Source organism: uncultured Succinivibrio sp., from assembly GCF_902756765.1.
Taxonomy (GTDB): domain Bacteria; phylum Pseudomonadota; class Gammaproteobacteria; order Enterobacterales; family Succinivibrionaceae; genus Succinivibrio.
Genome location: NZ_CACVSS010000049.1, coordinates 1 through 12,613, shown reverse-complemented (window position 1 = coordinate 12,613; position 12,613 = coordinate 1). Strand labels below are relative to the sequence as shown.

At 42.1% G+C, this 12,613-nt stretch carries 9 protein-coding genes and 1 pseudogene; 9 read left to right on the top strand and 1 reads right to left on the bottom strand.

The genetic code is table 11. The features are described 5' to 3' along the window. Positions 1-653, bottom strand: a pseudogene (locus QZU45_RS07910) (23S rRNA methyltransferase); the annotation flags it as partial. Positions 654-813: 160 nt separating this feature from the next. On the opposite strand from QZU45_RS07910, the gene QZU45_RS07905 reads away from it, so the two are divergent. The 9 genes from QZU45_RS07905 to QZU45_RS07865 form a co-directional block, all read left to right on the top strand. After that, positions 814-2,037: an efflux RND transporter periplasmic adaptor subunit gene (locus tag QZU45_RS07905; protein ID WP_295353826.1), complete on the top strand. Its 1,224-nt coding sequence runs from the start codon at positions 814-816 to the stop codon at positions 2,035-2,037. Then, a complete protein-coding gene (locus QZU45_RS07900) occupies positions 2,037-3,995 on the top strand; it encodes a MacB family efflux pump subunit (protein WP_295353824.1) in 1,959 nt (652 codons plus the stop codon). The genes QZU45_RS07905 and QZU45_RS07900 overlap by 1 nt, the downstream gene beginning before the upstream one ends. 17 nt (positions 3,996-4,012) lie before the next feature. Continuing rightward, complete coding sequence (gene pepT / locus QZU45_RS07895) at positions 4,013-5,296, top strand: peptidase T (RefSeq protein ID WP_295353822.1); 1,284 nt, start codon at positions 4,013-4,015, stop codon at positions 5,294-5,296. A gap of 12 nt (positions 5,297-5,308) precedes the next feature. After that, entirely contained in the window at positions 5,309-6,187 is an 879-nt protein-coding gene (rfbD, locus tag QZU45_RS07890) for a dTDP-4-dehydrorhamnose reductase (protein WP_295353820.1), read from the top strand. Further along, positions 6,188-7,576, top strand: a complete 1,389-nt coding sequence (locus QZU45_RS07885) for an efflux transporter outer membrane subunit (protein ID WP_295353818.1) — start codon at positions 6,188-6,190, stop codon at positions 7,574-7,576. A 1-nt stretch (position 7,577) separates the two neighbouring features. Further along, complete coding sequence (locus tag QZU45_RS07880; RefSeq protein WP_294997717.1) at positions 7,578-8,384, top strand: exodeoxyribonuclease III; 807 nt, start codon at positions 7,578-7,580, stop codon at positions 8,382-8,384. A gap of 452 nt (positions 8,385-8,836) precedes the next feature. Next, entirely contained in the window at positions 8,837-9,946 is a 1,110-nt protein-coding gene (gene aroG, locus QZU45_RS07875) for a 3-deoxy-7-phosphoheptulonate synthase AroG (protein WP_295353816.1), read from the top strand. Between the two features lie 68 nt (positions 9,947-10,014). Beyond that, positions 10,015-11,250: a phosphoglycerate dehydrogenase gene (gene serA / locus QZU45_RS07870; RefSeq protein ID WP_295353814.1), complete on the top strand. Its 1,236-nt coding sequence runs from the start codon at positions 10,015-10,017 to the stop codon at positions 11,248-11,250. Positions 11,251-11,833: 583 nt separating this feature from the next. Then, positions 11,834-12,613, top strand: a 780-nt coding sequence (locus QZU45_RS07865) for a hypothetical protein (RefSeq protein ID WP_295353812.1), incomplete at its 3' end; no start/stop codon positions are given.

The following is a 12,613-nucleotide window of genomic DNA, read 5'->3' as shown; positions in this document are numbered from 1 at the left end:
ATGCGGCTGAGTCTCTGATCGAGGTAAGCTCCTGTCTTATGACCGTTTTTGATGTCTACAGGAATATAAACCTGACCTTCTTCCTTTACATAAATGGTATCCTCTGGCTCTTTTCCCAGAATTACACCTTTATGCTCCTCAAGACCTTCCTTATTTCTTGATTTTGTATCTGATCTCTCATAGATAGAGCACTCAGGATACAGTTCATGCAGAGTGGCTACGATTACGTCCTTGTAGTATTCCATACCGCAGGATGAAATTGAGATGACAATATATTCATTGTATTTATCTGCAATTAGACCAGGAAGCAGATCACCTTCTGATGATACAAGACGTACACCGTCATTACCGCGGGCAAATACTCTTGCTCGAAGCTGATTTGCCTGCACAATGCGATCATGAATCAGTTCTGCACTGATTTTGACGTTCTCATCAAAAGACAGGGCTCTGATACGGATCTGAGAGCGTGGACTGTATAGTCCGTAAGCTAAGAAGTTATCCTTATCATCAACTATGGTTACAGTTTCTCCGTTCTTTGGATCACCGGTAACAGACTGAATTGCCTTTGAGAAAACCCAAGGGTGATGACGCAGTAGAGATTTCTGTCTGTCCGCATTGAGTTTTACTACAGCTTTTGAAGATGAATCGGTCATAAATTGCCTTTATTTCTTTATGGTTACAATCAAAAATTAAAAAAAAGTTTGTTAGTTAATTCTGGCGAATAATATATTATGGATACTAAGTTTGCACTAAGTGAATGTTCATATATTCTGCGTCATTATCTCACATTTTTCGGTTAAATAACGGTTTCATATGATTACACTCAACTCCCTGAAAAATTCAAAAAATCTAAAAAGAAACGCAATTATTGTTTCTGCTCTGATTTTAATCGGCGGTTATTTTGTATTCTCATCCTGTTCAAAATCAGGCGTAAGCTACATGACAACTTCAGCTGAGATTAGGGATATTTCAAAGAAAGTATATGCAACCGGAACTATTGAAGGCTCAACCATGGTGGATGTGGGCGCACAGGTTTCAGGACAGGTGATTAAGCTTTATGTGAAAACAGGTGATGAAGTCAAGGCAGGAGATCTGCTCTGTGAAATTGACCCAAAGATTTTAGAAACATCTCTTAAGACAGCAAAGGCCTCTGTGGATATTATTGATGCCCAGATAGCTTCAAAGAATGCTGAGCTCAAAAAGCTCTCACTTGAGAATTCCCGTCAGAAACGACTGGTGAAGATGGATGCTACCTCAAAGCAGGATGCCGAAGCTGCTCTTGCAAATTATGATATGGCAAAGGCAGCACTTGATGAACTTAAGGCTCAGAAGGAGAAGGCTCAGCTGGCAGTGGATGAGGCGGTTACCAATCTTGGTTATACAAAAATCTTAGCCCCAATGGACGGAACCGTATATGCAACTGTGGTTTCTGAAGGACAGACTGTTAACGCCAATCAGACCACACCAACTATTCTAAGACTTGCAAATCTTGATACCATGAAGGTGGAAACTGAGATTTCCGAGGCAGATGTGGTTAATGTAAAGCCAGGCATGGAATGCACCTTTACGATTTTAGGCCTTCCATACAGAACCTTTAAGGGTACTCTTGAGTCCATAGCTCCTGCTCCATCAAGCTATGAGTCTTCAAGTACCTCCTCCTCATCAAGCTCTTCTTCATCCTCAAGTTCTTCTACTGCAATTTACTACAACTCAGATATTCTTACAGAGAACAAGGACAGAACACTGCGTATTGATATGACTGCAGATGTGGTGATTGATATTGCTGACAAGAAAGGTGTTCTGGCTCTGCCATTATCAACTCTGCGTTCCTCCCGCGAGGATGTGGCAACAGTCTATGTACTAGAAGATTCCTCCACAGTGGTTGAGAAAACCATCAAAACCGGACTTAAGGACGATCAGTACATAGAGGTGCTCTCGGGCCTGACCTCCGATGATAAGGTTGTGATTGGTGATGATGTTAAGACAGCTGAAGCTGCAGCAGAACAGAACGGTAGACGCAGAAGAGGTCCATTCTAATGCCTCAGCCTATTCTTAAACTTGAGAACATTACCAAATCCTATGGTAGCGGTGTGGCTAAGGTTGAAGTCCTTCACGGCATCAACCTTACCATAAACCGGGGAGAGCTGGTGGCCATTGTCGGTCCGTCAGGCTCAGGCAAGTCCACGCTTATGAATATCATCGGCTGTCTTGATATTCCAACCACAGGAAGCTATCAGGTAGACGGCAATGATACCTTTAATATGCTTCCGGATGAACTGGCGGCTTTGCGTAGAGATTTTTTCGGCTTTATCTTTCAGCGCTATCATCTTTTAGGACATCTTAATGCCCAGGAGAATGTTCAGGTACCATCCATATATGCTGGTATCAAGGAAGAGTCACGTTCTAAAAAATCAGTAGAACTGCTCTCCAGACTAGGTCTTGGGGATAAGACTCTTAATAAGCCTTCTCAGCTTTCAGGTGGTCAGCAGCAGAGAGTTTCCATTGCCCGTGCCTTAATGAACGGTGGACAGATTATTCTGGCTGATGAGCCTACAGGTGCTCTGGATTCTAAATCTGGTGCTGAGGTTATGGATATTCTGACCTCTTTAAATGCACAGGGACATACTGTTATCCTCGTGACTCATGATCCTAAGATTGCAGCTCATGCTCACCGTGTTATTACCATCAAGGACGGTAATGTGGAGTCAGACAGCATCAATGAGTCAGTTGCTGACCATCAGGATACAGCTGAGCATAAGGATATTTCTCTAGGTGATGAGATCAACTCCTTTCACGCCTACTTTGACCGTTTCCGTGAAGCCTATGTTATGGCTATCAGAGCCATGATCTCTAACCGTATGCGTACCATTTTAACCATGCTTGGCATTATTATCGGCATTATGTCGGTAGTATGTGTTGTGGCACTGGCCCGCGGTGCTTCGGATAAGGTTATTGAGAATATCTCCTCTATGGGTACAAACACCATTACGATTATGCCCGGAGAGAAAATGGGCGATATGCGTTCAGGAAAGGTTCGTACCCTGAGCGTTAAAGATCTCAAGGCCTTAAAAGGTCAGCCTTACTGTGATTCTGCCTCTCCAACTGTACAAACCTCCTCAACTGTAAACCGTCTGAACGTTGAGGCCAGTGTTACTGTGTATGGTGTGAGTGAGGATTATTTCCGTGTTTACGGCATGGAGATCGACAAGGGCAGAATGTTCAGCAAGGATGAGTCAGAGATGTCCCCTCAGGTTGGAGTTATTGACTACAACACCAAGAAGACTTTCTTCCCTTATGAGGATCCAATCGGCAAGAGAATTCTGGTTAAGGGAAAACCTATTACAGTTATTGGCGTGCTGGTGAACAAGGAGGTTGCCTTCAGACCATCTGACAATCTGTATGTGTATATTCCATATACCACACTGATGAACCGTATCATCAAACAGAACTATATCTCATCTATTATTGTCAGAACCAAGGATGGATTCTCTCCTGCAGTTGCCGAGGCCTCCATCACCAATCTTTTAAAGACCAGACACGGCCGCAAGGATTTCTTCCTGCAGTCCTCGGATACCATCATGAAGTCTATCTCTCAGACTACAGGAACCTTTACGCTTTTAATCTCTGCGATTGCGGTTATTTCTCTGGTGGTTGGCGGTATCGGTGTGATGAACATCATGCTGGTATCTGTAACCGAGAGAACCCGTGAAATCGGTATCCGTGTGGCAGTTGGCGCCAGACGTTCCGATATCATGACTCAGTTTCTGATTGAGTCGATTACCGTATGTATCATCGGAGGTCTTCTAGGCGTGATTTTTTCAATGATTTTAGGCTTTGTACTGTCGATTGTAATGCCTGCAATTCCTTTATCCTTCTCTGTGACCTCAATTGTGGTTGCAGTGATTACTTCGTCTATAATAGGAATTGTGTTTGGCTACATGCCTGCTCGTTCAGCCGCAAGACTTAACCCAATTGATGCGCTGGCACGTGAATAGAGAATAAGGAGAAGATAATGCAGACAGGAACTTCAAAGGACTTTGACAATCTTTGCGGAGTTGATCCTCTGGTTAAGATTTTTTCAGATCTGATTGCCTTTGACACCAGAGCTGACGGCAGCTCCAAAACAGTTCCCTCATCAGTAGGGCAGCTTCGCTTCGGAGCTTATCTCTCCTCGACCATATCAGAGCTTGGCTATGACTCAAAGCAGGATGAGCACGGAGTGATTACAGTGAAAATTCCTGCCTCGGATGGTTGTGAAAAAGCAAAATCACTGTGTCTTCTTGCTCATATGGATACTGCTCCAGACTGCAGTGGTGCTGATGTAAAACCAAGACTTGTCAGAAAGTACAGCGGTGAGGGCATAAAGCTTGATAACGGTCTTACAATAACCAGCTCTTTCTGTCCGGAACTAAGCTCCCACATTGGAGAGGATATCATTGTCACTGACGGTACAACTCTTCTTGGAGCTGATGACAAAGCCGGAATTGCTTGTCTCTTATTACTTCTGCGTAATCTTAAAACCGACAGTAGCCTAAAGCACGGTCCTCTTAAGATCATCTTTTCTGTTGATGAGGAAATAGGTCTTTCCACCAGGTATCTTGATGTAAAGGATATTGCCTGTGATTACGGAATCACTGTGGATGGTACAGAACTAGGTGAACTGGATGTTGCAACCTTCAATGCCTATGGTGCTATTTTAAATTTCCACGGTACTGCGGTTCATACTGCAGTTGCCTACAAGAACCTTGTAAATGCGATTACTCTGGCAACTGAGTTTATCTCAATGCTGCCAAGGGATGAAAAGCCTGAGAACACCAGAGGTGAGGAGGGCTTTTATCATGTTCATGGAATTGAGGGCGAGGTTGAGCGCGCCAAACTGAAAATGATTATTCGTGATTTTACTGATGAAGGTATGAAAAAGCGCCTTGATTTTGTAAAATCAGCAGTTGAATTTTTAAATAACAAATATGGTCAGGGGAGAGTTGATCTGGATCTTAAATTCCAGTATTCCAATATGGAAGAGGTATTAAAGCAGAATCAGGAGATCCTTGATATCTGCACCAAGGCCTTTAAGGATGCTGGAGTGAAGGTTGTTTTAAACCGTGTACGCGGTGGAACAGACGGCTCAAATCTTTCCAGTCAGGGACTTCCAACACCGAATATTTTCACCGGAGGTCTTAACTGTCATGGACCATACGAGTGTCTGCCTGTTGATGCCTTCAACAGTTCCTATAGGGTAGTGGAGGCACTTGTTAAGAGAATGTCAAAAACCAGAAATACAAAATCAAAGAAATAGGTTAGTTTTTTTATGAAACAGATTCTTGTTACCGGAGCAAAAGGTCAGGTTGGTCTTGAAGTATGTGAAAGACTGCTTTTTTTAGGATATAGAGTTATTGCCTGTGGTCATGCAGAGCTTGATATCACTTCAGATAATGAGGTCACCTCACTTTTTGATTCTACACAGATTGATCTTGTAATAAACTGTGCAGCCTATACCGCGGTGGACAAGGCAGAGGACGAGGAAAAGGCAGCCTATGCTGTAAATGCCTTAGGTCCGAAAAATCTTGCAGCAGAGTGTCTCAGCAGAGATATTCCTCTGATTCATATTTCTACAGATTATGTTTATGACAACGGCAAAAGCGGACCGCACACAGAGGAAGAGTCCTTAAATACCCGCTGTGTATACGGTAAGACAAAACTCTTTGGAGAACGCTTTATTCTTGACAGTGGCTGTCGTGCTGTAATTCTGCGTGCCAGCTGGATTTTTGGCCGCTACGGTAAAAACTTTGTCAAAGCCATGGCTAATCTTGCCTCTTCAAGAGATACTCTTAAGGTTGTCTGTGATGAGCTTGGTAATCCAACTCCTGCAAGAGCTCTTTCTGATGATATCTGTTTTATTGCTGATTCCATTTTAACCAAAGACTTTGATTCTTACGGTATCTATAACTATTGCGGATACCCTGAAATTGTAAGAAATGATTTTGCCAGAGTTATTCTCGACAAGGCTCAATCCATCGGTATTATCAGTCATGACGTCAATGTTCTGCCTATTACTTCAGAAGAGTTTGGAGCCAAGGCTAAAAGACCTGCTGATTCTCGCATGAACTGTGACAGTTTTGCAAAAACCTTCCGCAGAAATCTGCCTGACTGGCGTGAATATCTGGAAGAAACCCTCAGAGGTCTGTAAATGTTAAAGAAGCTTTCTGTTGTATGTATGAGTGCCTGTCTGTGCGGCTGCAGTCTCTTTTTTACCGATTATAAGGCACCTGATTTTCCGGTGGTGGCATCCTACCACGATGCTTACCGTTTTGTTGGTGCTCCAATTGAGGCTGACTACTGGAAACAGTTTAAGGATGAGCATCTCAATACTCTGATGGAGTCTGCCCTTAAGAACAATTTTGATATGAGAACCGCCTATGTAAATGTAGAAAAGGCTCTTATCAATGTGGATATTGTGGCAGCCGACAATCATCCAACCGCATCTGCATCAATAGGCTCAACTGCAAAGAGAGCTCTCGATTATCATGACTCAACTCATAAGAGTTCAAGTGGAAACTTCTCTCTGTCCTATCAGCTTGATTTATTCGGCAAATTAAAGGCCGCTGATGAAGCTGCCTTTGCAAACTATCAGGCAACTGCCTATGATTATCTTGCCATGAGACTGACTGTAGTCGAGTCTACTGCTGCAGCCTACTGGCAGTATGCGTATGCAAAGGAGGCTGTTGCCATCGGTGAGCAGGATTTAAAGGACTCTCAGATGCGTCTTGCCCTGGTGCAGAACAAATTCTCCGCAGGTGCTGCTGATTCTCTGGATGTGGATGATGCTCATATTAACCATTTAAAAGTTCAGGCAACGCTTGATACCCGTAGAAACAATCTTAAGAAAGCAAGAACTGCTCTTGCAACCATGCTGGGTACAACAGCAGATCATGATTTTGAAATAGCATCTCTGGATACTTCTGTGGTTCCTGCTTTCTCGCTGTCTGTTCCTTCAGAGCTTTTGGCAAGACGTCCTGATCTTATGAAGGATGAGGCCACCTTAAGAAAAGCCTATGCCAACTACAATGAAGCTAAAATGGCATTTTTCCCTGACTTTACCTTAACAGCGGGTATCACCACCGGAGATACCGGTTCCATAGGCCGTTTTCTTGCTAATCCTGTAGGCGCCTTAGGTTCTTCTGTAACCTTTCCGTTCTTAAACTTCAACAAGCTTTCAAAGCAGAAAAAGAGCGCGCTTAAGGATATCGACCTTGCTAACATCGCTTTTGTAGCTGATTACGTCAAGGCGGTTCAGGAAGTTTATGATGATATCTCTGATGTTGACTACTATCAGAAATCTCTTATGACTTACAGGCACGCTTATGAGCTTGCAGTACGTAATTATGAACGCTATAAGGTAAGATATGAATCCGGCCTGGTGGCTTTAACCGACTTTTTAACCTCTGCCGATACTATGAGAAATGCCAAGATTTCCTATCTTGAGGCTAAGCTTAACAACCTCAAGTCCACTATGGCTCTTATGACTGCCATCGGCGGTGATAACGACAACAGAATTGATGAGATTGTAAAGGACTGATATGCAGATTACCCTAAGTTCCTGGAATGTTAACGGCATCAGAGCGGTTGCCGCAAAGGAAGGCTTCGACTGGTTCCGTAACTCTACCTATGATGTGATTGGTCTTCAGGAGACCAAGGCCAGTGTAGATCAGCTTGATGATGCTCTGAAGACAAAGTCTGGCTATGAGAGCTTTTTCTGTTCCTCAACGGTCAAAAAGGGCTACTCAGGTACAGCTGTATTCTCGAAGTTAAAGCCTCTCTCTGTTGAATACGAGCTTCCTGATCCTGAATTTCAGGGAGAGGGCAGAATCATTCATCTTGAGTTTGAAAAGTTTCATTTCTTCAATGGCTACTTCCCAAATGGCGGAGCCGCTATTTTAAATGAGAAGGGCAGACCTACCGGTGAATTTAAGCGTGTGCCTTATAAGATGGGCTTTTTTGACTGTTTCTTTGATTATGCTCAGAAACTTAGACAGGATAAACCAATTGTGGTTTGCGGTGATTTCAATATTGCCCATAAGCCCATTGATCTTGCCCGTCCTAAGACCAATGAGACCAATACCGGATTCCTGCCTTTAGAGCGCGAGTTTCTTGACAGGATGGTTGAGGCTGGCTATGTCGATACCTTCAGACATGTGAATGGAGACAAGCCAGACTGCTACAGCTGGTGGTCCTATAAAACCTTCGCAAGATCAAAGAACATCGGATGGAGAATCGATTACTTCTTTGTTTCAGAGGAACTTAAAAACAATATCGTGGATGCCCGTATTGAGAATGATGTTTTGGGATCTGATCACTGTCCTGTAACTCTTGTTCTTGACATCTAGAATTCCATTTGTTATTTGGATGACTTATCTCTTTGTAAAGTCATCCTTTTTTGTCTCTAATCTGTTCTAAATTTTATTAAACAGTTCTGTTTTTAGTGTTTTTTTTCCAGGGAAACTGCAAAATAGCCATTTTCTGCACATATATTGGGCATTGCACAAATTCTGAGCACTAAAATTTTCCTCGCTTTTTTACCCCCATTTTACTTGAATAAATTTTCAATCCGTATTTATAATGAACTACGAACTTTTATGAATGAGGCATTGTAAGGTTTGCCTCGGAATAATATTTTGATATGTAATTTTTAGGAAGAAAATCGTGAATACTAATAATATATTTTTAAAAGGGAGTGCTCCAGGCAGCATATTTAAGCAAAGTAATACTTCAGCTTCAAAGACCTCTTTTAACTATTATTATTGGCGATTTTACAACTTTAGATAATTAGGCGGTTTATATGACTATTGACAAGAATTTGAACCTTACCCCGCCTAACGAAGCGGGGCATGGTATCGTAGATACGAGAATCAGCGAAATGTACCAGGTAATTCCCCCAATTGCCGTGATTGAAAAGTTTCCGGCAACAGATTTCACAAATAGCGTTGTGGATCAGACAAGAAGAGAGATCCACAATATTTTCAACGGTGTAGACGACAGATTGGTTGTGATTGCAGGACCTTGTTCTGTGCACGACACCAGAGCTGCTATTGACTATGCAAACAGACTGATGAAGCTTCGTCAGAAGTATCAGGATCAGCTGGTGGTTGTAATGAGAGTTTACTTTGAAAAACCTCGTACCACTGTTGGCTGGAAAGGACTAATTAACGATCCTACCCTGGATGATTCTCATGATATCAATCAGGGCCTGAAGATTGCCCGCAAGCTTCTCTGTGACATCAACAGTCTTGGAATGCCTGCAGCTACTGAGTTTCTGGATCCTATCACTGTTCAGTACATTGACGACTTCATTTCATGGGGCGCTGTTGGTGCACGTACCACCGAATCTCAGCTGCATCGTCAGCTGGCTTCCGGTCTGTCATGTCCAATCGGTTTTAAGAATGCTACTGACGGATCCGTAAAGATCGCAATTGATGCAACCATTGCTGCTGAGAATGAGCACACCTTCATGTCTGTTACCAAGATGGGCCATGTTGCAATTGTTCACACCAAGGGCAATGATGACTGTCATGTGATTTTACGTGGCGGTAAAGAGCCTAACTACAGCTCAAAGGACGTTGAGAAAACCTGTCAGGCTCTTGAAAAGGCCGGTTTGAAGCCAATGGTTATGATTGATGCTTCTCACTCAAATTCTAACAAGCAGTTCAAGAAGCAGGTTGATGTTTCTCGTGATGTTGCCCAGCAGGTTGCTTCTGGCGACAACAGAATCTTTGGTCTGATGCTTGAGTCAAATCTTGTTGAGGGACGTCAGGATCTGCCTAAGGATTTAAGAAATCTTGTGTACGGCCAGTCAATTACAGATGCGTGCATCGGAATGGAAGATACAGAGCAGATCTGTGCGATGTTGAATGAAGCCGTTTTAGAGCGCAGAAAGCGTAACAAGAAATAACAAAGGAATTTAGTGCCCGCCATGTGACGGGCATTTTGTTTTAATAAGTATGTATCATAGAGGTTAACATGCAGCCTTCATTATCTTTAGAAAAATCAAAGATCAAAATCCTTCTTTTAGAGGGCGTTGATCCAAGTGCTGTAGATGCATTAAACAAAGCTGGATATACAAATGTTGAGTATCAGAAAAAGGCTCTTGATGGTCAGGAGCTTTTAGATGCTATCGAGAATGTTCATTTTATCGGTATCCGATCTCGTACTCATTTAACAGCTGAAGTTCTGCAGCATGCTAAGAAACTGATCGGAATCGGCTGTTACTGTATTGGTACAAATCAGGTCGATCTTGAGGCCGCGGCTGCACTGGGTATTCCTGTATTCAATGCACCTTTCTCAAACACCAGATCTGTTGCTGAGCTTGTAACCGGTGAGTACTTACAGCTTTTACGTGACATTCCAGCACGTAACGCTCTTCTGCACCGCGGCGGCTGGAACAAGGCTGCAACCGGATGCCACGAGGCTCGTGGCAAGACTATAGGTATTATCGGTTATGGTCATATCGGAACTCAGGTTGGTATCTTGGCTGAGGCTTTAGGTCTGTCTGTTCTTTTCTATGATGTAGAAAACAAGATGGTTCTTGGTAATGCAAAACAGGTTAATACCTTAGATGAGTTACTTGAGAACTCTGATATTGTTACTCTGCATGTACCAGAGCTGCCAACCACCAAGAACATGATTTCCAGGGCTCAGTTTGCCAAGATGAAGGATGGCGTTCGCTTCCTGAATGCATCCCGTGGAACAGTTGTTGATATTGAAGCTCTGTGTGAAGCTCTGCGTTCAGGTAAGGTTGCAGGTGCAGCTGTGGACGTATATCCAAAGGAGCCTTCAAAGAACGGTGAGGAATTTGTAACTCCTCTGCGTGAGTTTGACAATGTAATTCTGACTCCTCACATCGGTGCCGGTACTGAAGAAGCCCAGAAGAATATCGGTACTGAGGTATCTGAGAAGCTGGCTCTGTATTCAGACAATGGCTCCACTCTTACCGCTGTTAACTTCCCTGAGGTATCTCTTCCAACGAAGAGAGCTGATGTTTCAAGACTGCTTCACGTTCACAAGAATGTACCTGGTGTAATGCGTCAGATCAACGAAACCTTTGCCAAGCTGAATATCAACGTTGCAGCTCAGTATCTGCAGACTACCGCTGATATCGGTTATGTGGTTATGGATATCCACTCTGACAAGCCTCAGGAGGTTGTACCTTCACTGCGTAACATTGAAGGTACTCTAAAGTGCAGAATTCTGTACTAATAGGCTAGTTAAGCATTCAATTTAAATTAGAAATCTTTCGGTTAAAATCTGTCTCTTCAAAGCACAGGTTCTGGCTGGAAGATTTTAATTTTTTTTTGATAATTTCTGACAAGTTTTTATTTGCTATTTTTATAAAATTGTATAATTAACTATATGTTGTTTAATGAAAAATCGTAGAAAACAATATAACGAGATTTTCTTAATGTGATAAAATAAGGTTAATGCAGACGAGAGTTTGCAGAGGTGGTTCTAAACTTTAGAGCCATCTGCGAAATGGCTCTAAAAGAAGTTTAGAACTGTGTAATAACTTAATTAAGGAATCAACTATGAAAACCTTAATTATTATCGTGGTTCTAATCTTACTGTTATTGCCTTCAAACGCATGGTAAATTAGAATCACCGAAACAGGGGAGAAGGAAAAAAAGTTCTGACTCCCTTGTCTTTTATTATAATCATAATAATCAGTAAATCAATAAGATAAATTTTCCTCTTAAACGCTCTTCTTTTTTTGTCATTTTCATCGTATCTATCAGGATCTGGAATGAACCTCTTTTATTCTATTAGAAAAATGCGGAGGTTCAGTATGGACTTTATAAGGTATGTTAACTCAAAAGATATTAGACAGTATCTTTACGATATTGACTACAAACTTAGTGCCGATCAGGTAATTTTTGTAGTCTTAACCTGCCCGTTTATTAGCGTTGATGAGAAAGTAAAGTCTTTAGAGGAATATCTTCAATCCTCAGATGCTCTACCTTTAACTTCCATTACCGATATGAGTTTTCAGGAAACTTTTGGTCTTACCTCCCATGAATTTATCAGAAGATATATAAGTGATGTAAGAAACATGACCGCCTTCATGAAAGCTGATACCCGTGGATACTTCTATCAGGCAAGAGTTCAGCATAAGGGGAAATTAGAGCCAGAGCCTATAGAATGTTTTAAATCCTATAAGGCATGCTTTGATGCCATACGTAATTATTCAAAGGAATATAGCATGGATCCTGAGGATAGGTTACGCATCGATAAATTATCTTTCGATGATGATGAGGAAGGAAATGGAGAGAACTACCTGTCAGATTCTAACTACTGTCTTTTTTCAAAAAATCTTGATCTGATGAATATCTATGTTTATGACCATAACTGTAAAACCTACGGAGTTGGTATTGAGGGAATGTATGTCGGTATCCCAATGCCTTTTAAAAAGGGAGATATTGTAACTTTAGGCAAAGATATTAATGGAGTTTATCTTGGTTACCATCCTGAAAAGATGGAAGATTACAAAACTGGTCGCTCCATGGGGGATATTCTTTTCTACGGTATTTATGCTCTGGAAAACGGCTTTGAAGGCGGTTATGGAAAT

Bases quoted from the DNA above. Each gene is read 5' to 3' on its own strand.
- serA (WP_295353814.1), top strand. From the start codon at position 10,015: ATGCAGCCTTCATTATCTTTAGAAAAATCAAAGATCAAAATCCTTCTT.
- aroG (WP_295353816.1), top strand. From the start codon at position 8,837: ATGACTATTGACAAGAATTTGAACCTTACCCCGCCTAACGAAGCGGGG.
- QZU45_RS07900 (WP_295353824.1), top strand. From the start codon at position 2,037: ATGCCTCAGCCTATTCTTAAACTTGAGAACATTACCAAATCCTATGGT.
- QZU45_RS07880 (WP_294997717.1), top strand. From the start codon at position 7,578: ATGCAGATTACCCTAAGTTCCTGGAATGTTAACGGCATCAGAGCGGTT.
- pepT (WP_295353822.1), top strand. From the start codon at position 4,013: ATGCAGACAGGAACTTCAAAGGACTTTGACAATCTTTGCGGAGTTGAT.
- QZU45_RS07905 (WP_295353826.1), top strand. From the start codon at position 814: ATGATTACACTCAACTCCCTGAAAAATTCAAAAAATCTAAAAAGAAAC.
- QZU45_RS07885 (WP_295353818.1), top strand. From the start codon at position 6,188: ATGTTAAAGAAGCTTTCTGTTGTATGTATGAGTGCCTGTCTGTGCGGC.
- rfbD (WP_295353820.1), top strand. From the start codon at position 5,309: ATGAAACAGATTCTTGTTACCGGAGCAAAAGGTCAGGTTGGTCTTGAA.